A 20,845-nucleotide genomic window follows, 5' to 3' on the forward strand; every position below is an offset into this window, starting at 1 on the left:
GGCGAGCCACAGCAACACGAGTGCCGGGCCTGCAACGATGAGGATTGATAGCCCTGCAGCTCTATTCGCACTGCCAGTGCTTGCGGCGCTCGACCCCGTGGAACCAGCCCCAAGTCCAATCATGCGCTGCAACCACTTCAGTCCACAGGACACCTCACGGGCACGGCCTGCCAGCGCTCGCGAGCGCACCGCCGCCGAGCTGTCCGGCCAGATAGCGACTGCCGCAGCCGCGCCCCCAATGAGTACGGTCACGCTAAATCCCTCCCCCATAGCTGTTAATCTCCCCGTCTAATCCCCTGACTTTCCCCCGGGTTATTCCACCGGTTATTCCACCGACTGTCCCCCGCCGACCAGCAACTTCTGCAACGTTTCCCACCCCGGCCCCGGCCCGTCCCGAGCAGTCCAAACCTCCACCACCTCCGGTGGGTTACCGCACAGCAGCCCGATCTGTGCCAGCCGGCGAACATCAGCGCGTTCGACCACCAACACCACCTGCACCGCAGAGACCAACTGCGCATGCAGCCCGGCGCGACCAAGGCCACCGATCAGCCCCAAAGCCTCAAAGCGCGCGACGACATCCCCAATCCGGTTGGCGTGAATTGTCCCCGCCCCACCGCGATGCCCCGTGTTCAACGCAGCCAGCAGATCCACCACCTCGGCGCCACGAATCTCACCAACGACAATGCGGTCGGGACGCATGCGCAACGCCTGCTTCAGCAACTCCTGCTGCCCAATCGCACCGGCCCCCTCCAAGTTGGCGGCTCTGGTCACCAGCTTCACCACATGCGGATGCTGCGGTTGCAACTCCGGAGTGTCTTCGATGCACACAATGCGCTGATCAGGATTAACTTCTGAGAGCATCGCCGCCAATAGCGTCGTCTTTCCCGCACCCGTACCTCCGGCGACAATAAACGACAGCTGTCCCGCCACGATTCCCCGCAACACCGGCAGAATCTCCGGTGGAAACAGCCCGACATCGCACAACTCCGCAAGCCCGCGACGAGCCGGACGCAGCACCCGCAGGCTAATCTGAGTGCCGGTCGCTGACGGTGGTGAAAGCACCGCATGAACTCGCACACCACAGCCGCCGACACCACCAGGAATATGGCCGTCGGCCCAAGGTTGCGCGTCGTCAAGCCTTCGTCCGCACCGCGACGCGAGCCGCACCGCATACGCGCGCACCTCGCCCTCGTCCGCGAAGGAAATCTCGGCCCGCTCCAGTCCGTTGCCGGCATCGACCCAGACCTCGCCGGGCGCGGTGACCAGCACATCGCTGACACCCGGGCGGCGCAACAGCGCATCCAACACGCCCGCGCCCACTGTTTCCTCACGAATTGTGCGCAGAATCTCCAACACCTTCACATCGGAGACAACCCCCGCGGTCTCCGCGCGAATGATGTCGGCGACCTCGCTATGCGATGCCACCCCAGGCCGCTCCGCAAGCGCCGTCCGCACCGCCGCCAACAGCCTGACATCATCCATCGCCACCACCGCCGACAAGGGCAAACATCGCTTCCAATCCCCGCGTCAGCTTGCCGACGGCCCCAGCGAGCCCGCCCACATCTATCTCGTGAGCTACTTTCTTGCAGTACTCAATCTCACCAGCAATGGGCAGATCGAGCGCGTACTCAACCTCTTCGACACTGATATCGCGGTGCTGCTGGTGCCGAACCGCAAGACTTGGCGTGAATCCTGCCTGTGCACAGACGCTGGCCAGGTGTCCACCGGCTGCGATAGCTCGGACAGAGGTGGGCAGGATGATGACGGTGTCATCGGCAAGCGCGCCGAGAGTGGTGACGTACTCCACTTGCTTCGGGCAGTCCACGATGACCGTAATTCCGGCATGAATAAGGCAACTAATGGTGCTGGCAATGTGTCGAACATCGTCGGGCCTGTCGGTTCTGCCGGGTCTGTCGGCGCTGTCGAATTTGGTGGCCGCCGAGGCGTGGTTGTAAGCCGTCTCGGGCGTGCGACTGCGAGTCCACGTCAACACTTTCAGCGCGGGTGATCGCGGGCAGGATGGCAGTGCTTCGTAGAGTGCCGCCCCGTCGAGACGGCCATCAGCAGCCGAGAAGTCTTGCCACCTCAGTCCCGGTTCCGTTTCCATCCCGAGCACCAGATCAATACCTCCCGCCAGCGCATCTGCGTCCACCAAGCAGATGGGCCTTTCGCGGGAAAGAACCAATGCACTCGCTGCCGCCGTAATGGAAGCACCGGCACCGCCGACCGCAGGAACCACCATCAGGCACGTTGCCGTGGAATCGGTTGTAGTTGCTGGCACGTTCGGTGCGGGTTCTGTACCTGGTGCTGTAATCACGTCTGCGCTCGCAGGTAACGCTGGGGTGTGTTGGTGGTTCAGAAGGCTCGAGCTGTGTTGGAAATCGGAGAGCCTCGGACCATCCGGGTGGACCTCGGCTCGGCCGAGCAGTTCGACAATATCGACGTTATCCGCGGGCAAACTAGCGCTGTAAACAGGAGCTAAAACCTTCGCCACCTGCGTATCTTCCGACTCAGTATCACTGCGGACCAGAAAGATTGCTCCCTCACAATGAGGCCGCCCGGCTAATCTTCGGGCTGCCGACGCATCAACGAACACCGCTGGTGCCCGACGCCACAGGGCCGATGAAACTCCCGCTCCGGTCAATGCGGGCACTGACGCTGTGGCTGATACTGGTGGTGATGCTGGCGACGATGTCAATGCTTGTGCGGCCACTGGCGCTGTAGCCACAGGTGGCACGGTCTCTTGCACACAGTCACGACCGGTAGCAGCGACTATGAGTGCAACCTCTTCACGCAGCGCTTCATCATCGACAGCGTTGACTACTGGATTTGCTGGAGCCTCGGTTCGCTGAGCCATGGACAGTTTCTTGATTGCCATGGCCATAGCGTGCACTAAAAGGCGGATTCAATGATGCTCGCAAGGGGCCAAAACCTCGCTGTCTGTGGATAATTTTCAGACTGTGGATAACTGCAGAACGTCATGTCGCCTTTGCCTTATGGCTACTGCGCGGCCTGGCCAATGCAAGTTAGTGACTGCGTTTATGTCAAAAATGGCACGAAAAAAGGCCTGAAAGTGTCATAAACTCGCACAGTTTCACATTTGCAGCCCGCACTTTTACTACATACCCCTCAACATTGGGCCCAAAAAAGGGGCGACGCCCCGCGCCGGGGGGGGGATTGGCGCGAGGCGTCTTTAACCGGCTCGGGGGGGGATTGAGCCGGGGCGGCCTCGCAGTCTGTTTCTAAAAAGAACTAGAAGGGGCCAGCCACGTCCAAGTATTACATATCCCGAGGAATCTGCAAATACCTTTTAAAGGATTTAATGCCCAATATGTTCGATGTCACGATATTCGATGTCACGTCTCCCCGAGCCCGACATCCATGGGTAAGCTCAGAGTCTATGAACACCGGCGAGAACAGGGCTTCAACAACGCCGCAGCCGCACGCTTCTACGAACACAGGCATCGTGGACGATGCTCCCGCCACCGCTAACTCTCGCGTCGCTGCGTTCTTTGACCTGGATAAAACCATTATTGCCAAGAGCTCGGCATATGCGTTCAACAAGCAATTCCTCGAGCGCGGCATCATTTCGCCGACGGACATGTTGCAAATGGCACTCAGTCACGCCCTGTACATGTCACAGGGACACGATGAGGTACAAATGGAGGCCACGCGCGAGCAGTTTTCCGCCCTTATCGCTGGTCACAGTGCCAGGGAACTGCGCCAGGTCGCGATCGAAACCCTAGAGCAGAACATCACGCCGTACATCTACGCCGAGGCCTTGGAGCTCATTCGTGAACACCGCGCACGGGGGCATCAGGTGTTCATTATCTCGGCATCGGCTCGGCAGATTGTTGAGCCCATTGCGCAGGCACTCGGTGTCTACAACGTGGTGGCCACCGAGCTGGAGGTCCGCGATGGGCTCTTCACGGGTGAAACGGAGTTCTTCTGCCGAGGCGAAAACAAGGCTGTGCAGATGCGTCGGATAGCGGAAAAGCGCCAGTTCAACCTGGCCGAATGCTTCGCATACTCGGATTCCATCACTGATGAGCCCATGCTGGCTGCAGTCGGCCATCCCGTTGTGGTCAATCCCGATCGCGCTCTGCGCAAGATTGCGGCGGAGCGTGAGTGGCCTGTGCGCCAATTCCGGAATCCCGTCCCGCTGTTTCGCGCGCCGTCGAAACGCAATGCTGCAATTCTTGCCGGCGTCACACTGGCGCTTGGCGCGGGTGCGACGCTGTTGGCACTGCGCAAAAATGATGACGCCCCAACGGCCGACTAACCCACCATCCAGCAGCCGGCCCGCCTACACCGCTTCGGCGATACCGCGCGCTTCCACGGCACCGGCCTTCAGTCCCTCCAGATGCAGGAGAATCCACGCACGCAGGCCATCGGCGCTTCCCGACGCGAATCCCTCTGCGGCCTCGAAATACTCCTGGCGGTGGCGGGTCCAGTAGACCTCGGGCACGGCCAAGCCACGCGGATCCAGGCCGGTTGCGACAGTCGTCAGCCGCGAGGCGGCGCGGGCGATGATGCCGTTGTGGTACTCAAAGGGGCGCAGAGTCAGCAGTTCACCGTGCACAATCGCCGAGAGCACACCAGCATGGACCTGGCTGCGGCCAGTGATGAAGTCACCGAGCACGTGCAGACGCTGCTCCTTCATCGCAGACGAGAGCTTGTCGTCACCGACTGGACGTCCGGCTTTCATCCGTGCCTCGGAACCGTCTTCAGTCTCACCTGCGGGCGATGCGTTCAACGCAAACTTGGCCAGCACCTGCTGCGGAGCGCGCTGCCACACGCGGGTGGTCTCACCAATTGACTCCGGGGAAATGGTGTCGGCAACCCGAAGGGCTGCTGCGAGTACGGGATCGGTGATGTTGCCGTCGTCGGGAAGCGATGGCTCGCCGCCTTCTAGCCACGCCGATGCCCGAGCGCCACGAAGGACCGACTCGGAGCCGGTGACGTTGTGCTTGCGCAGGTTGGCCTTGTGCCGGTGGACGGCCTGGATGGCCTTGGCCGAGACATCAGCGGCATGTGCAACGCCGTCGAGCTGCCACAGGGGCGCAAGGGGGTCCTTGGGGTCAAGCTGCGGGATAGCAGCGCCGGAAGCACCGTCAGCGCCATCGGCACCCGATTCAGATACCTTCGCCTGCGCTGCCTCACGCTCTGCACGCTTCTTCGCCGACACGGAGGACACACCCAGGCTCATCCCAGCTAGGCCACCTTTTCCGACGCCCACACCATTGCCAGCACCGGCACCAACTCCATCGGCTCCACGCACGTTCTCAGGCTGATTGTTCATATCCCACACCCTAATTCTTCACCGCTAAGTAAGTGACAAACTTATATAGAAATGGTCAAAGATGAGAAAAACTTCAACGAGTTCTTGGCTTTTTCGCCCTTATGGCGCGCCCTACCCACAATCAGAGGTAGTATGGCAGTTTGTAACTGCAGTTTTAAAGTTTCAAACCATCTTTTCCAACCATCTGCGTAGGAGGAAGTACACGTGAGCAACGACGATACGAAGGGTCTCTTTACCGACGGCACCGAACCGCGTGTTACCGCTATCCCGCTGAGTGATGTGGATAGCAACGCATCGGGTGATGCTAGCGTCGGCCAGCTCGTGTCTAATGCTTCTTCGCAGATTTCCGCTCTGGTTCGCTCTGAGATTGAGCTGGCCAAGGCCGAAATTGCTGGCGAGGCTAAGAAGGGCGCAGTTGGCGGTGGCTTCTTCGCGGTTGCCGGCGTCGTCGCACTGTACTCCTCGTTCTTCTTTTTCTTCTTCCTCGGCTGGCTGCTGGATGTTTGGCTGCCAACCTGGGCTGCGTTCCTCATCGTTTTCGTTCTGATGCTGGTCATCGCCGGTGTTGCAGCACTGCTGGGTCTGAAGAAGGTCAAGTCGATCCGCAAGCCGGAGAAGACCATCGAGTCGATGCAGGAGCTGAAGGGGGTCGTGCCGTCGGGGTCGGCGAAGAAGTCTTCGCAGTCGAACGGTATGTACACCTAAAGGCTTGAAAGAAATTGGGCGGGACTTTGTTGGTCTCGCCCTTTTGTCTTATTCAGTCCCGGTTTAAGCCCTTCGGATAAGGTATTTTCCCCTCATGACCTCCCTCCGCGATTCTCTCACTGGCCCCTGGCGTCATCGTCTCATTCACGTCCGCGGCCAGCGCCTACACATCGCCGAGTGCGGCCGCCCCTCCGATCCGCTCGTGTTGTTTATTCACGGCTCGACTGGCGGTTGGTTTGAATGGCGCGAGGGTTTGCCGCTGCTTAACGACGACTCGGGCGATCCCCTCCCCGTGCACGCTGTGGCTATTTCTATGCGTGGCTACGGTCAGTCCGACCGAACACCGCAAGGCTACGATCCGTTTGAGGCGGCCCAGGACATCGCCTCATCGATTCGCTCGTTGGGGCATTCGACCGCGCTGCTGGTCTGTCAGGGGTTCGGCACCTGGGTGGCGTGGACGTTGGCTTCGCGGCAGCCCAATCTTGTCTCCGGAATTATTGGTTGTGGTGCTGCACATCCGAAAGTGTGGCTGAACCAGTTGAAGAGCCCGTGGTCGGAGGACTTCCGCAGTAGCCTGGCTCCTCTGCTGCGCCGTTCGTGGTGGGACTCGCGGCCACGGGTACCGCAGTTGCGTCGCAATAAGTTCAGCACGCAGGCGGCTGAGGCTCGCCAGCAGCGGCTTATTGACCGCATCGTGCGCGAGTCCATGTCCACCACCGGGCAAGGGTTTGCCGAGACCCCCGAGGGAAAACAGACCGCGGAACTCATGGCTGACAGCCTGGCCAGTGGGGCACTCCGCCCTGCACTGGCTCACATGAATTGGTGGACGCGACCGGCTCCGGCCGCTTTCCGCAAGTGGTTGAGTGCGGTGGAGGGCTCGTCGAAAAGCGATGAGCACACGGTGCTGCTCGTCGGCGAGCAGGACACTCGTACCCCACGTGCGCTAGTGGAGCTCAGCTCGAGTCACGTGCGCGTTGTGCCGGATTGTGGGCACTTCCTGCCGGCAGAGAAACCTCAGGCTGTGGTGCAGGCAATCAGGGATCACCTGCACTGGTTGCCGGAGGGGTCTTAGACTCAGGCTCGGCTGAAGCTAGCCGGAACTCTCCTGCGGTTGCAGCTGGGGCTGACCTGCCCACAGACACACAACTTTCCGCTTACCCCGCCACACACTCCTGCGTGCTGATCGCTCCGTAGTTATCCATCGCCTCATCGATGTGTGGCTGGACCTCGGCGTGCGTCAGCGCGTAACCAGTCTGGTCATTGTTCACACCGGCACCGAAGACCAAGCCCAGGATCTGGCCCTGCGGCGTAATCAGTGGGCCGCCCGAGTTACCGTGGCGCACATCTGCCTTCAGAACATAGGACTGACGCTCGTGCCTGGTCGACGAATAAATATCCGGGCCTCGAATAATGATGTTCTCCGTCACGCGCGCAGGTGTGGCCTTAAAGGGGCCGGACTCGGGAAAGCCCAGCACTACCGCGTCATCGCCCGGACGAGCTTCCTGATCCGCCCACTGCATGGGCTCCAGGGGCAGGTCGGTGGTTCTGAGCAGGGCGACGTCGTCAAGCGGATCGTAGTGCACGACGTTCGCGTCAGCCATGCCGACCACGGTTTCCAGCCGAACAGTGGTGGCGCCGGCGACCACATGCGCATTGGTCAGAATCAGATCCGGCGCAATGACAAAGCCAGTACCCTGCAGCAAACGTTCGCACTGCGGGGCCTCGCCCAAGACGCGGACGATGGACGGTCGAATACTGTCGACGACACCCTGTGAAATCACATTGGGGTCGGCGGGTTCATCGGGGACGTTCTGCTTGTAGCCGAAAGGCGGAGCGATGGCGGGCATTCCATCATCGCGAAGCTGACGGAGGATGCCACTGAAGCCGTCGCTCCATTCGTCGGGCGCGACCTGGTCAATGAGGTTCATGCCCTTGGACTCACGTACCCAGTCGGCGAACTGCCCGGGCACGGCGGTGGCCAGGGGTACGGCGATCATCCATGTCACTACCAGCGCAGTCACGGACTGCACGATGGCACCGAGGCTCGAATCCAGGCCGACGGCCAACGGCGAGCGAATGGTATTCCGCAGCGACTGCCCTGCCACTGTTCCCACCGCATGACCAATCAACGCCAACAGAATCACCGTGCCGAGGCCCAAGAGAACCTTTCCCGACTGGTTCTCGACCTGCGCCATAGCTAGCGGCGCCAAGGGCACACCAATGACCAAGCCCAGGACAACGCCCAAAATGGCCATAATCGACGAGACGGCGCCCTGCTGCCAGCCGACGATAAGCGTGAAAATGAAAATCGCCAGCAGCGCAACGTCAAACACAGCGATTGCAGGCATCATCGTCGGCCTCCCTTCAGTACGGACAGTTTTTCACCATTAGCGGAACGCGCGAGCACTGGCAAAAGTTTCTGCACGTTGGTGTCGTCCCACGGTTCTGACCAGCCGGCCACGTCTAGCAAGTAGGACAGCACGCCGCCGGTAAAGCCCCAAACGACGAAGTCACCAACCTTAAATGCCGGTCCTGTCCAGCCGTGATAGCCCAGCATCATGCGGTTGTCCGGATTCGTCAGATGGCTAATTGGCACATTGAGCACCGATTCCGTCTCTGCAGGGTCGACCACACGCAGCGGATGCGGTGCATGCCAATACGCCAACACCGGATTCACCGCGAAGCCAGTCCGCGAAATGTCAATCGAGTCCAGCACCCGCACCGGCGTCACCGTCTCTCGGTTCAGGCCGGTTTCTTCCTCGGCTTCACGCAGCGCGGTATCGATTTCATCCACGTCCTCGGGATCGACACGACCGCCCGGAAAAGCCATCTGGCCTGCATGCTTACGCAGGGTTGTCGCCCTGTGCGTAAGTACCACGCTGGCATCCTCCGGCCGTTGGTGCGCCTCCGCATCACCGCTGATCAGCACCAACACCGCCGACCGCGCCGGATTCCGCAACGGTTTCTCCTGCGTCGAGGAGTCTCGCCGCAACTTCGCAAACGCACGCTTCACGCTTGACGACGAAGCGGAGCGACCGGCCACCTGCTGCTCCGAGTGGCCTGTTGTGGCGTGGCTGGCGCTGCTGGCGTGACCTGCCGCGTCGTGATCAGCACTGACCAGGTGCGGCGGCAAACTATTGGTCAACCACTTCGGCAGATACAGCCCCGAGCTTGCGTCACGATTCCACGACTGTCCCTGAGTCACTTCAATGCACCTCGCACGAGATCAGTAATCTGCTGCGCATCGGTGAATTCACCAGGATGAATGGCCGCCACCGTGCCATCTGCCTTAAACACCACGGTGATGGGCACAACTCGCGGTAGATTCAACGCTGGTCCGACCACGTCGACCGTGTCCGAGTAGGTCGGTAGCTTCACTCCGATTTCCTGCAGGAAGGCTTGGCCACGCCCCGCCTCGCGAGCCGCATGCACCGTCGCCACCTGCACATCTGGGTTGTCCTTGGCCCATTGCTCGATAAGCGGTAGCTCTTGGCGACACGGCGCACAGTTCCACGCCCAGACATTAAGCACCGTCGGCTTGCCCGCGACGACCTGCCCCATGTCCACCAGTTCCACTTGCCCAGCCTCGTTGTCCTGGCCTGCTGAGTCTCCCGACTCCGCCAACAGCGGCAAGCGCACACCGGTCAGTGAGCCACTACCCGCTACCGCCGCGATCTCATCCTTTGACATCGCTGGCGCTGCCGGTGCACCATCCACTTCACCATCACTGCCAGCGCCATCACCATTGCCAGCGCCATCCGCACCGACACTCACACCAGATCCGGTCCCACCACCGTCGGCCTCGTCATTGCCACCAGTGGTATTCACAATCGCGAAAATCACCAGACCCACAATGCTAACTCCCGCGATGAGCAGCGTAATCAGCGATGCCGAACGGTTAACGTCCACCTGCCGATCCTCATAGTGGCCACCATTGTGACTATGACCGCCCTGCTCATTCACGAAAAGTGCTCCTCGACTAGTCCTGTGTCGCTGTGGTGTTGCGCGCGCTATCCCCGTCGTCAAGCGCGGAAAGTTCCTCCCCACTGTAGCCGTCATTAAGACCGGCCAGGTAGAGAAGCCATTCCCTGTCGTCTGACTTAATCAACTTCTCCGCAGTCTCCGGCTCCGCCGGACCCTCGACGCCATACGACGGGCAATCCGCTGCCAAGAAGCACGCCCCGCACGCCGCCCGGCGCGAATGGCACACCCGGCGACCGTGGAAAATCAGGCGATGCGAAAACCACGTCCACTCCGCGCGCGGTAGCACCTCCATCATCTCGTGCTCAACGCGCACCGGATCTTCCTGCTCTGTGAGGCCCATGCGCCGCACCAGACGCCCAAAATGCGTATCGACCGTCAAACCCGGCACCCCAAAAGCATTCCCCAGCACCACATTTGCCGTCTTTCGCCCCACGCCCGGCAGCTTCACCAGCTCCTCCAACGTGCCCGGAACCTCGCCGCCGTGCTGCTCCATCACCCCCTGTGCAAAACCGATGATGTTCGCGGCCTTATTCCTATAGAAACCCGTCGGCCGAACGAGCTCCTCGACCTCCTCCTGGTTCGCAACCGCCAAATCGGCCGGGCTGGGGTACCTAGCGAACAGCGCCGGCGTGGTCATATTCACCCGCACGTCCGTACACTGCGCCGACAGAATCGTCGCCACCGCGAGCTCATACGGATTACGAAAGTCCAGCTCACAGTGCGCATTCGGGTACGCCACCGCCAGCGTGCGGTTGATTCGCCGCGCGCGCCGCACCATACCCAGGTGCGTCTCCTTCCCCCGCGCCGCCGGATGCGCCCCCACCGCCCGACGCCTCTTCGACGTCAGGGATCCCTGCGGGTGCGTGGGCTGGGGTTTGTTTATCTGGTGCGTGCTTAACGACGATGCCTTGCCAGTCGTATCCATGGTCGTAGTGTATCGGCTACCCCGGATTGCAATTCGCGTGCGCACCTTTCGCGGGCCGAATCCTTAGTTTCATCCGGGATGCGGATAAGACCGGTAGCAGCTCGGGCATATTCGGTCAAAAACCAAAAAGTCATGCCCCACCACATCTTGGAACACCGTTAGCGAATTATTAGTTATAAATACACAGTTCAGCGGCTTTTCACCAGAATTCCCCACAGGCGCAGTGGCTCTTTTGCTACAGTGGTGCTTATCACATCTTGGTGACGGCGTAGTTTTGGGATGCATCTGTAGAGGCGATTTGTCGTGAAATTCGCCCAGGGATGAACCTGCCTTGAAAGCTGGCAGCGGCGTTACCGGGAAAGACCGAAAGTAGTGGGACTAGTGGGACGGGGTAGTTTCTCTTCCTGTTTGGCCACTGCAATCTGTAGTCGAGTGCTAATTTGGCGGCTGCTGGCCTGTATTTACGGTGGTTAGTGGCCAAAGACAGGAGAATTTTACCGTGGATGACGTCAAGGAGATTCTCTCCCGGGCCGGTGTATTTCAGGGAGTCGACCAGGAGGCTGTGCAGGCCTTGCTCGGCGAGCTCGAGACGGTTCGCTTCCCGCGTGGAACCACCATCTTCAATGAGGGTGAGCCGGGCGATCGGCTCTACATCATTATTGATGGCAAGGTGAAGCTGGCTCGTCGCTCAGCCGACGGTCGTGAAAACCTGTTGACCATCATGGGCCCGTCCGACATGTTCGGCGAGCTCTCCATCTTCGACCCGGGCCCGCGCACCTCTTCGGCGGTCTGCGTCACCGAGGTTTCCGCCGCATCCATGAGTGCCGATCAGCTGCAGGAATGGGTTGGTTCACACCCGGATGTTCCAGCTCAGCTGCTGCGCATGCTGGCCCGCCGTCTGCGCCGCACCAACAATTCACTGGCTGACCTCATTTTCACCGACGTCCCAGGTCGCGTTGCTAAGTCCCTGCTTCAGCTGGCCAATCGCTTCGGTGTTCAGGAAGGTTCTGCTCTCCGCGTGAACCACGACCTGACTCAGGAGGAAATCGCACAGCTCGTCGGCGCCTCCCGGGAAACCGTGAACAAGGCTCTGGCAGAGTTCGCCCACCGCGGCTGGATTCGCCTTGAGGGCAAGTCCGTGCTCATCTCCGATACGGAGCGTTTGGCTCGACGCGCACGTTAGCTTGTTGCGCACGTTAGCTTGTGGCGCACGTGGCGCTGCCCAAACGACTCACATCCCGCAGCCTCTGCTTTTGGATCCTCGGTTCCCGTAGGAGCACATGAAACGCATGAGGCTCGCGGGATTTTTGTTGTCTTCCCCCGCTGGCCTGGCATGCTGACCTGGTATGCCGGCCGAGTTTGGCGCACTTATCGACGCTTTTCCACCACTTATCGATGCTTTCCCGGCACCTATCGATGCACCATTCACCGATTTCTCCTTGCATCAATCACTTATCGATGCGCTGTTCACTTATGCGCGCGCTATAGCTCATCGACAAGTGGATACCTCATCGATAAGTGATTGGGCTGGCCCCGACGAGGCCAACCCACCCAACCGGCACTAGCCCACCCCAACCAGCACTACCCCAAACAAAAAGCGCGCAACCCGCAAAACTGCAGGTCACACGCTCTTTTCATGCGGTGAGTCAAGCTCAGCTTCACTCAAGCTCGGCTTCAGCCTAGCCTCAATTAAGCCCAGCCCAGACCAGCCCAGCAACTGGCCCAAGCCGAAGCCAAAGCCAAAACCCAAGCCGAAGCCGAAGCCCAGCAACTACTCCCCGTGATCGCGCAGGTAGCGCAGGGTCACACGAGTCGACTGCTCAGCAGCATGACGCAGCACCGGATCGACATCGGTGTAAATCTCATCCACAATCTGGTCGACCGTAGCTTCGTCGCCCAGCTTGGCAACGGCATCCTTCACCTGCTGAAGGCGCAGCTTACGACGCTCAATGTACTTCTGCGTCATTACAGTGATGTCCGGCAGGTCAGCACCATGACCAGGCAGCAGACGAACACCCTTGCCGCGCGAATCCAGCATTTTCAGGGTTTCCATGTACTTACCCAGGTCGCCGTCGGTCTCCGAGATCATAGTGGTGTGGCGGCCAGCGATCGTGTCACCGGTAACGATGCCTTCAACATCGTCCTCACCATCACCAGTGTGGATGAAGAAGCAGACGGAATCAGCGGTGTGACCAGGGGTTGCCACGACCTCAATCTGCGGAGTCACTCCGTCGAGGACGATACGTTCGCCGTCGATAAGCGGATCCTGACCTCCCGCGCAGTACTGAGACTCCAGCTCACGAATCGGCGCGCCGGTGAGCTGGCGGAAACGTGCGGCGCCATCAGCATGGTCGCCATGACGGTGCGTCAGCAGAATCAACGCAACGTCGCCGGCATAACGCTGGAGGACGTTCAGGTGTCCCTCGTCCTCCGGGCCCGGATCGATGACAATGCTGCGGCTATCCCCCTCAGCCTTAATAACGTAGGAGTTCGTACCCTCCAGCGAAGAGTAGCTGGGGTTCGGGCACAGAACGACGCCCACAGACTGAGAAATCTGACGCAGTTGGCTATACGCAGGATGCTCCATGTCCTCTATCCTACGTGGTTGCGCAATCCGGGGAGCGCGCCACGTCGTCCAATTCGGCTCATTTGGGTGTAAGCACGCTTTACGACGCCCCGGAGAACGCAACATTCCCGCTGTTCACGGCAGCAAACACAGCAGCTACTGGGCTACTTCAACGATGATCTCGACTTCCACGGGAGCGTCCAGCGGAAGCTGATTCACACCCACTGCCGAGCGAGCGTGCTGGCCGCGTTCGCCAAAGACGTCGCCGAAGAGTTCCGAGGCTCCATTGATAACGCCCGGCTGACCAGTGAATCCGGCGGCGGAGTTGACGAAGCCGACGACCTTCACGATGCGGGTGACATTGTCGAGGCCAACCTCAGCATCGACTGCGGCCAAAGCGTTAAGAGCGCAGGTGCGGGCTGCCTCCTTGGCCTCCTCAGCAGTGACTTCTGCGCCGACGTGGCCGACGTGGGTGAGCTCGCCGTTAACGAATGGGAGCTGACCGGAGGTGAAAACGAGGTTGCCCGTGCGCGTTGCGGGTACGTAGGCCGCCACTGGCGCGGCAACTGCAGGCAGGGTAAGCCCCAGGGCTTCGAGGGCCTGGGAAGGAGTGCGAGATTCAGAGTTGCTCATTTAAGTTAAGCCTTTCCATGGCGGCTGGGGGCCGGGCGAATAAAGCCGGACAAAGCAAGATGGCAGCCAACAGTGAGTCAGCTGCCAATCGAAAGCACAACCGCCGTTGTTAGTTAGGTGCTAGACACCGAGGTAATTAGTCAGCCTTCGGGCGCTTGAAGTAACCGACGTGGTTTTCGCCGGTCGGGCCCGGGAGAACAGTGACAAGTTCCCAGCCGTCCTCACCAAAGTTGTCCAGGATGGCCTTGGTGTTGTGAATGAGCAGCGGTGCGGTGAAGTATTCCCATTTAGTAGTCATGGAAGCTACTTTATCTGTCCCCCAGCCTCGCGCGCCGGGGGTTTAGTTTTACTTCGGTCTAAGTTCGGTTTTTACTTAGCCAGCTTTGCCTTGCGCTGAGCTGCGTACTGCTCAGCGTAGAAGTCGGCCCACGAAGTAATTTCCGGGTGCTCGCGCAGCATTGCGCGGCGCTGACGCTCGGTCAGGCCACCCCAGACGCCGAACTCGACGCGGTTATCCAGAGCGTCGGCACGGCACTGCAGAACCACTGGGCAGTGGCGGCAGATAACTGCGGCTTCGCGCTGTGCGGCGCCGCGAACGAACAACTTATCCGGGTCAATATCGCGGCACTTAGCGCGCGGGACCCACTCCTGACGATCGCGGAAGCTCTCTACACCGAGCTCGTAGTCTGGCGTAGTAGCAGTGCGGTTGCGATCGGGAATCGTGGCGGTCATTGTAGCCTCCTCGTGCCTGCGATTTTCGTTATTTCGAAATAGTTTCAACTAAATAGTGCTGAAATTTTGTTGTAAGTCTATTCACACCACCCAAATAATGTCGATTGGGTCACACTGGGAGGGTGGACGTGGCGCAGCTCTAAATACAACAATGCAGGTGGGGCAACTTTTTCCAACAAAAGCACGGGGGTGATTTGCGTCACTATGAAAATCTTTTTCCGGAAACCACCACACGACGAGTTGCCCGGTATTGTAAGGGCGCTCGTAGCACTCCGCCCCCGCTCGCCAGGCGTTTTTCTGGGCTCGCCGGGCATGCCTCTAGGCGGATTTTCGAAAACTCACTTCGGCTCAATCCGCCCTACCTTGTAGTGTGATTGCTGTGAATAAAGGTTCGACGCTGTTCAAGCTCTCCGTTGCCACTGTGTTGGCTGCGTTGATTGTGGCCAGCGCCCTCTTTCCTCTTGTGGGCGGCTCGGCCTACCTCGTCGCGCGCACGGCTGATGAATTCGCGTCGGCGTCGCGGTCGGTGATTTCTAAGGACGCACCAGGGGTCACCACTATTACGGATCGGAATGATCAGCCAATTGCGTGGCTCTATGATCAGCGGCGGTTTAATGTGCCGTCGGAACGCATCTCGCCCGCTATGAAGGACGCGCTGGTCAGCGTGGAAGATAGGCGCTTTTATGAGCACTCTGGTGTGGACTGGAAGGGCACTGCTCGTGCGGCGGTAAAGAACTTCATGTCCCAGTCGGTGCAGGAAGGCGCCTCCACAATTGAGCAGCAGTTGATTAAGAACCACACGCTGCTGGTGGACGCAGAGTCGGAGTCGGAGCGCCGCGCTGCTACTGCCACGGATTATGGTCGCAAGATCCGCGAGATTCGCATCGCGTTGGACCTGGAAGATGAGCTGACGAAAGACGAGATTCTGACTAAGTACCTGAACTTGGTCCCCTTCGGCAATGGCGCTTTCGGCGTGGAAGCTGCAGCTCAGACATACTTCGGCATTCCCGCGTCGGATCTGAATGTCCCGCAGGCCGCTCTGCTCGCGGGCATGGTTCAGCAGTCCTCCGGGCTCGATCCGTATACGAATCCGGAAGGTGCGCATGCACGGCGTAACGACGTGCTTGCGGCTATGGAATCCACGGGGGCAATCGGCCCGCAGGAGGCTCAGGACGCCAAGGCAGCTGATCTCGGCATCCTCCCAGAGCCTCAGCGCCTGCCGCAGGGCTGTATCGCGGCGGGCGATCGCGGTTTCTTCTGTGACTATGTGGTCTCCTACTTGGAGAACCACGGTATTGAGACCGAGAAGCTCAAGCGCGGTGGCTTCCATGTGAAGACCACACTGGACCCGCGTGTGCAGGACAGCGTGCAGGAGTCTCTGCGTCAGCAGGCCTCACCGACTGCGGATGGCGCAGCCGAGGTTATGAGTTTGCTTGAGCCTGGGGATGACTCCAGGAAGTTGCTCGCGATGGCGTCGTCACGCGTATACGGCCTCGATGCGGAACAAATGCAGACCGTGCAGCCGCAGCCATTTACGCCGGTGGGCAATGGCGCGGGCTCGATTTTTAAGATTTTCGCGGCGACGTCGGCGGTGGAAAAGGGGCTGGGTATTGACACCAACTTCCCGGTGCCGCGTCGTTATGAGGCCTCCGGGCTGGGCACCGGTGGCGCAGAGGGCTGCCCGCCGGGCCTGTACTGCGTGGAGAACGTAGGTAGTTTCCCGCCGTCGATGTCGCTACGTGAGACGCTCGCACGGTCGCCGAATACTCCTTTTATTCAGATTTCGGAGCTGGTCGGCGTCGATGGCGTGATGGACATGGCGGTACGCCTGGGCATGCGCTCATACACGGAGCCGGGCAGTTTTGATGGCGAGTCCTCGGTGGCGGACTATGTCTCGGAGCATAAGCTCGGCTCGTTCGTGCTGGGTCCGACGCCGGTGAATAACCTTGAGCTGTCCAATGTCGCTGCCACCCTGGCCAGCAATGGCCGCTGGTGCGAGCCCTCTCCAATTGAGTCGATCACGGACTCCAAGGGCAATGCGGTCAAGCTGAATGTGCCACCGTGCGAACAGGCAGTGGAGCCGGGTGTCGCGCACGCGATTGCTAATGCGCTCAGCAATGACGCCACCGATGGCACCGCGAAGGATGCCGCGAAAGAGCTGAATTGGGAAGGTCCAGTCGCGGCTAAGACCGGTACCACCGAGTCGAACCAGTCCGCGGCATTCCTGGGCTTCACCGGCGGCCTGGCCGGATCGGTGTACGCCTACAACGACACCCCGACTGTCACGGAGCTGTGCACGTCGCCGCTGCGCCAGTGCCCGAACGGCAACCTCTTTGGTGGTCGCGAGCCCGCGCGGACATGGTTCGGCGCAGTCGGCCCGGTCATCGAGGACTATGGCGGAAAGAACCTCCCACCACTGGATTCGGACTACGGACTGGGTACCTCTATCACCCAAATGCCGAATGTGGTGGGCATGCAGAAGGCCGAGGCCCGGGAGACCCTTAAGAAGGCCGGCTACAAGGTAGAGGAACGCACAGTCTCCCTCACCGGCGAGTCGCGCGGAATCGTGGTCGGGTTGGATCAGCCGCCGCTACTACTCAAGGGTGGCACCGTCACGATCCGCGTGGCCGATGGCACCCGCCGTCCGACCCCGCCACCAGCGCCGTCGCCGCGGCCGGACTCGACGACGTCCCGGCCGGATCCGCTACCGCAGTTCCCTCGCCCGAACACTCCGCCAGCGCCGAGCTTGCGGGATCTGATTCCGCTGCTGCCGTTCTAGTCCGCTTTAGTTCGCTCTGGGAGGCAGCTCCAACCCGCGCCAAAGAAACAGCTCCAACGCTTATCGCCGAAAAGGGAAAACGGCGAAAGGTCGCGCTAGCCCTGCAGGGCAGCCTTAACGGCCTCGGAAAGCCGCTTGCCATCGACCTGGCCAGCGGCCTTTTCCTTAGCCACCTTCATAACCTGGCCCATGATCTTCATGCTCGGCGCATCATCGCCAGCAACCTCGGCCACGGATTCCGCAACGAGGTTCTTCACGGCGTCGTCGTCAAGCTGTTCCGGCTGGTAGCGGGCGAAAACCTCTGCTTCGGCGAGTTCGGCGTCGGCAAGTTCCTGGCGGCCGTTCTCGGCGTACATCTCAGCGGACTCGCGACGCTTCTTGACCTCCCGCTCGATCACACGCAGCACCTCGTCATCGGTGAGCTCGTGCTTGGAGCCGGAAACCTCCTCGGTCTGGATGGCGGCCTTCAGCATGCGCAGCGCCGCGACGGTTTCCTTGTCGCGGGCCTTCATTGCGGCGGTCATATCGGAGACAATTGTGTTCTTCAGTTCACTCATACGCCCTAGATTACCGCTGTAGTTGATAGTGTCTCTGTCATGACATCGCGCGCTTTTTCCAACCGAATTCTGCGGTCTGCCGCAGCTATCGCCACGCTCGGCTTGACGACGTTCATCTACGCGAACCAAATCGAATTGCGCGCATTCAAACTCCACCGTGTGCAAGTTCCCGTGCTGGCACCCGGCACGCTCGCCCGAGCGGGAAAGCGCGAGGGTGAGCCTTTTCGGATCCTGCATGTCTCCGACTTCCACATGCTCCCCGACCAAAAGCTGAAGCAGAAGTGGGTTGCCAGCCTCGATGTTCTGAACCCTGACCTGGTGATTAATACCGGCGACAACCTGGGCAGCGACAAGGCCGTTCCCAGTGTCCTCGCAGCGCTCGGCCCCCTGCTGAACCGTCCGGGTGCCTTCGTGTTCGGTACGAATGACTACTTCGCGCCGCGGCCTGTCAATCCGCTGAAGTACCTGACAGGCAAGAAGCGCAAGCCCTCACGCGTCGAACTGCCGTGGCGCGGCATGCGCGCTGCGTTTATCGAACACGGTTGGCAGGATGCCACCCATGCCCGGCTGGAGTTTGTGGCGGGTGGCGTGAAGGTGGCGCTGTCCGGTGTGGATGACCCTCATCACGAGTTGGAGGACTATTCGCAGATTGCCGGTGCCCCGAATGCGGATGCCGACATCGCTATCGGCCTGTCGCACTCGCCGGAGCCCCACGTGTTGGATGCTTTTGCGGAAGACTGCTACGACCTGGTGCTTTCCGGCCATACCCACGGTGGTCAGGTCTGCCTGCCCGGAGGGAAGGCCATTGTGACCAACTGCGGTATCGACCGCTCGCGGGCCTCGGGGCTGTCGCGCTGGACCGAGAAGACGTGGCTGCACGTTTCTAATGGCCTCGGCACTTCCCCTTACGCCCCGGTGCGCCTGTTCTGCCGCCCATCCGCGACCTTGATTGAGGTTGTGGAGCGGGATTCGTAGTTCGTAGGGTGCGACAGGGCCTGTGCCCCCCCACACACAGCCCGTTAAGCAGGCGTTTTGCATTCTTGCTCGGCGTCGGGCTAAAGTAAGTCCTCGCAAGCACAGCGCTGGAGCTATGCTCTAGCTTGTGTCTGTGGCCTCGGGGTATGGCGCAGCTTGGTAGCGCGCTTCGTTCGGGACGAAGAGGCCGTGGGTTCAAATCCCGCTACCCCGACCATTTAGAACAGGTTGGTGATTTGCACTTTTCAGAAGTGTGGATTGCCAGCCTGTTTTTCTATGCGCATCCTGTCACCCGTTTGTCACCTATTCATCCGTTCATATGCTGCCAGGTCGATTCCCATCCCCGAATAAGTGGCGTGAATCGCCGTAGTTTCAAGATTTGCATGTCCAGGCCAATATCGTACGGTATTTACCGGCACTTCCCTTCCGAGCCAGTTACAAGCCGCACTATGCCGCAGATCGTGCACAACGAACCGGCCGTCACGACTCCCAGGTTTTGAGCTCCTTTGTCGTCCGCATCAAGCTTCGACGTCTTCGAGAAATTCGAGGTCTGCCCCAAGATTGAGCCATTGCACGGCTCGGACCTCTCGACTCGCTGTCAGCATCCTCGAAAAAATCGAGAACGACGATAGAGCAATCACCATTGAGGAACTCGTTCAGCTGTCCGTTGCCTACCAAGTACCAATTCAGGCAATCGTCACACCGTGGGAATCCTTGGGAATGGAAAAGCGCCCACTACCGTCCGGAGCCGATCGGAACAGTTCCGAAGGGAACATCCAGAAGTGGTTGTTCCATGGCAATTACCCCACATATCCAGACGTCATCACACGAGACGGATCCTCGCTTGAAGGTGCTACCAGCACCTTGATGTCCAGTGCCCCACCGCACTCAACGAACTAGCGAAATCCCCCACCCCAAAGACTTATTAAAAACTCACGAATGAAGCACTTAAAGGGGTTCTAATTCCGATTCAGGTGGCAATCACTTCATTCATTGATGAGGTTTCACAATGGATCGGATTCGATCCATTTACATACTTCGATGATTTCGAGAACAACTCCCAGTCACTTTGGCCTCCGGATTTGAAAGAACAGCTCTTTGCCACTGAGCTACCTGATGCTGCTAAAAAGCTAGAGTTACTCAAGCAAGCGCATAATACCGTAAAGCACCTACTACACGAAGCCAAAGATGGTCTATTAACAGACCGTCGCTGCACCACGCCGGAATTCCCAGCCTGCGTCGAAGAATGGGTGCAGCCTCAAGCGATAAAACTCATAAATTGGACTCGAATTGAATTGGCGATCGAACATGCAATTAAAAAGCAGTAGGCCTCATCAATCAACGGGTTTTCGCAGCTGATACCGTTAGGTTAGATTTAGCCTCACCTAGCGAAGGCAAAGGACGAATGGAGAACATTTCGCCGTCTGGAAATGGGACGCTCGAATCCATCGCACGGAGAATCGGTGATTTTATACAGGATCGAAATTAACCAGCATCTGGGCCGGGCTAGTTTTTAGGACCGGGTGGTTTGAGTGCCTTCCTGGGTTTGGGCCTCTGGTTCGCCTCCGCGCAGCTGACAGGCACGGTGCTGCGGGATATTCCCGTCGATGACTCCGGGCAAGCCTCCGCAACGCAAAGCACCGTGCTCCTGGGGCAGCGGTGCGGGCCTTAAGCGAAGGCATGGCCA

The 20,845-nt window shown here is 59.8% G+C and carries 19 protein-coding genes, 1 tRNA gene and 1 pseudogene; 8 read left to right on the plus strand and 13 right to left on the minus strand.

Annotated elements, in window-relative coordinates:
* The 3 genes and pseudogenes from HMPREF3011_RS09505 to HMPREF3011_RS09515 all read right to left on the minus strand — a co-directional run.
* Window positions 1-252 (minus strand): annotated as a pseudogene (locus HMPREF3011_RS09505) (bacterial type II secretion system protein F domain protein); the annotation flags it as partial.
* Window positions 253-324: 72 nt separating this feature from the next.
* Window positions 325-1,482, minus strand: coding sequence for a TadA family conjugal transfer-associated ATPase (locus HMPREF3011_RS09510; protein WP_083327089.1), 1,158 nt, complete (start codon window positions 1,480-1,482; stop codon window positions 325-327).
* Entirely contained in the window at window positions 1,475-2,878 is a 1,404-nt protein-coding gene (locus tag HMPREF3011_RS09515) for a CpaE-like family protein (RefSeq protein WP_246821496.1), read from the minus strand. Before HMPREF3011_RS09515 ends, HMPREF3011_RS09510 begins: the two co-directional genes overlap by 8 nt.
* Before the next feature lie 522 nt (window positions 2,879-3,400).
* On the opposite strand from HMPREF3011_RS09515, the gene HMPREF3011_RS09520 reads away from it, so the two are divergent.
* On the plus strand, window positions 3,401-4,282 hold the full coding sequence (locus tag HMPREF3011_RS09520; RefSeq protein ID WP_083327090.1) for an HAD family hydrolase: 882 nt from the start codon (window positions 3,401-3,403) through the stop codon (window positions 4,280-4,282).
* A 24-nt stretch (window positions 4,283-4,306) separates the two neighbouring features.
* On the opposite strand, the gene HMPREF3011_RS09525 is transcribed toward HMPREF3011_RS09520, so the two are convergent.
* On the minus strand, window positions 4,307-5,302 hold the full coding sequence (locus HMPREF3011_RS09525; protein WP_083327091.1) for a Fic family protein: 996 nt from the start codon (window positions 5,300-5,302) through the stop codon (window positions 4,307-4,309).
* A 204-nt stretch (window positions 5,303-5,506) separates the two neighbouring features.
* Between HMPREF3011_RS09525 and HMPREF3011_RS09530 the strand changes: the two genes are divergently transcribed.
* Both HMPREF3011_RS09530 and HMPREF3011_RS09535 read left to right on the plus strand, forming a co-directional pair.
* Window positions 5,507-6,007, plus strand: coding sequence for a phage holin family protein (locus HMPREF3011_RS09530; protein ID WP_016421928.1), 501 nt, complete (start codon window positions 5,507-5,509; stop codon window positions 6,005-6,007).
* Between the two features lie 94 nt (window positions 6,008-6,101).
* Window positions 6,102-7,079 carry an alpha/beta fold hydrolase gene (locus HMPREF3011_RS09535; protein WP_070841440.1) on the plus strand — a complete coding sequence of 326 codons (978 nt, stop codon included), beginning with the start codon at window positions 6,102-6,104 and terminating at the stop codon, window positions 7,077-7,079.
* Window positions 7,080-7,161: 82 nt separating this feature from the next.
* Here the strand turns inward: HMPREF3011_RS09535 and HMPREF3011_RS09540 are convergent, their stop codons facing one another.
* Genes HMPREF3011_RS09540 through nth form a run of 4 tightly spaced genes read right to left on the minus strand, consistent with a single transcriptional unit; the run spans window position 7,162 to window position 10,916 of the window.
* Window positions 7,162-8,358: a MarP family serine protease gene (locus HMPREF3011_RS09540; protein ID WP_070601314.1), complete on the minus strand. Its 1,197-nt coding sequence runs from the start codon at window positions 8,356-8,358 to the stop codon at window positions 7,162-7,164.
* Entirely contained in the window at window positions 8,355-9,212 is an 858-nt protein-coding gene (locus tag HMPREF3011_RS09545) for an NUDIX hydrolase (RefSeq protein WP_016421925.1), read from the minus strand. Before HMPREF3011_RS09545 ends, HMPREF3011_RS09540 begins: the two co-directional genes overlap by 4 nt.
* On the minus strand, window positions 9,209-9,970 hold the full coding sequence (locus HMPREF3011_RS09550; protein WP_070841441.1) for a TlpA family protein disulfide reductase: 762 nt from the start codon (window positions 9,968-9,970) through the stop codon (window positions 9,209-9,211). The genes HMPREF3011_RS09545 and HMPREF3011_RS09550 overlap by 4 nt, the downstream gene beginning before the upstream one ends.
* A 16-nt stretch (window positions 9,971-9,986) precedes the next feature.
* A complete protein-coding gene (gene nth, locus HMPREF3011_RS09555) occupies window positions 9,987-10,916 on the minus strand; it encodes an endonuclease III (protein WP_371259572.1) in 930 nt (309 codons plus the stop codon).
* Between the two features lie 499 nt (window positions 10,917-11,415).
* On the opposite strand from nth, the gene glxR reads away from it, so the two are divergent.
* Window positions 11,416-12,099 (plus strand): CRP-like cAMP-activated global transcriptional regulator GlxR, encoded by a 684-nt coding sequence (glxR, locus tag HMPREF3011_RS09560; RefSeq protein ID WP_005511668.1) that lies wholly within the window; start codon window positions 11,416-11,418, stop codon window positions 12,097-12,099.
* A 588-nt stretch (window positions 12,100-12,687) separates the two neighbouring features.
* On the opposite strand, the gene HMPREF3011_RS09565 is transcribed toward glxR, so the two are convergent.
* The 4 genes from HMPREF3011_RS09565 to HMPREF3011_RS09575 form a co-directional block, all read right to left on the minus strand.
* Window positions 12,688-13,503 carry an MBL fold metallo-hydrolase gene (locus HMPREF3011_RS09565; protein ID WP_070841442.1) on the minus strand — a complete coding sequence of 272 codons (816 nt, stop codon included), beginning with the start codon at window positions 13,501-13,503 and terminating at the stop codon, window positions 12,688-12,690.
* A 135-nt stretch (window positions 13,504-13,638) separates the two neighbouring features.
* Entirely contained in the window at window positions 13,639-14,115 is a 477-nt protein-coding gene (locus HMPREF3011_RS09570; protein WP_005511683.1) for a RidA family protein, read from the minus strand.
* Window positions 14,116-14,251: 136 nt separating this feature from the next.
* Entirely contained in the window at window positions 14,252-14,413 is a 162-nt protein-coding gene (locus HMPREF3011_RS11145; RefSeq protein ID WP_005511670.1) for a Sp36 family protein, read from the minus strand.
* 71 nt (window positions 14,414-14,484) lie between these two features.
* On the minus strand, window positions 14,485-14,847 hold the full coding sequence (locus HMPREF3011_RS09575; protein WP_005511664.1) for a WhiB family transcriptional regulator: 363 nt from the start codon (window positions 14,845-14,847) through the stop codon (window positions 14,485-14,487).
* Between the two features lie 370 nt (window positions 14,848-15,217).
* Here HMPREF3011_RS09575 and HMPREF3011_RS09580 point away from each other — a divergent pair, with 370 nt between their 5' ends.
* A complete protein-coding gene (locus tag HMPREF3011_RS09580) occupies window positions 15,218-17,626 on the plus strand; it encodes a transglycosylase domain-containing protein (RefSeq protein WP_070841443.1) in 2,409 nt (802 codons plus the stop codon).
* Window positions 17,627-17,721: 95 nt separating this feature from the next.
* Here the strand turns inward: HMPREF3011_RS09580 and HMPREF3011_RS09585 are convergent, their stop codons facing one another.
* Window positions 17,722-18,183: a GatB/YqeY domain-containing protein gene (locus HMPREF3011_RS09585; protein ID WP_049189436.1), complete on the minus strand. Its 462-nt coding sequence runs from the start codon at window positions 18,181-18,183 to the stop codon at window positions 17,722-17,724.
* Window positions 18,184-18,222: 39 nt separating this feature from the next.
* Here HMPREF3011_RS09585 and HMPREF3011_RS09590 point away from each other — a divergent pair, with 39 nt between their 5' ends.
* The 3 genes from HMPREF3011_RS09590 to HMPREF3011_RS09600 all read left to right on the plus strand — a co-directional run bounded on the left by HMPREF3011_RS09590 (window position 18,223) and on the right by HMPREF3011_RS09600 (window position 20,486).
* Window positions 18,223-19,158 carry a metallophosphoesterase gene (locus HMPREF3011_RS09590; protein ID WP_070841444.1) on the plus strand — a complete coding sequence of 312 codons (936 nt, stop codon included), beginning with the start codon at window positions 18,223-18,225 and terminating at the stop codon, window positions 19,156-19,158.
* A gap of 140 nt (window positions 19,159-19,298) precedes the next feature.
* Window positions 19,299-19,375, plus strand: a tRNA-Pro gene (locus HMPREF3011_RS09595).
* A gap of 757 nt (window positions 19,376-20,132) precedes the next feature.
* Window positions 20,133-20,486 carry a hypothetical protein gene (locus HMPREF3011_RS09600; RefSeq protein WP_070546331.1) on the plus strand — a complete coding sequence of 118 codons (354 nt, stop codon included), beginning with the start codon at window positions 20,133-20,135 and terminating at the stop codon, window positions 20,484-20,486.
* The last annotated feature ends 359 nt before the right edge of the window (window positions 20,487-20,845 follow it).

The sequence above is a fragment of the Corynebacterium sp. HMSC074C04 genome, assembly GCF_001838295.1.
GTDB lineage: Bacteria > Actinomycetota > Actinomycetes > Mycobacteriales > Mycobacteriaceae > Corynebacterium > Corynebacterium amycolatum.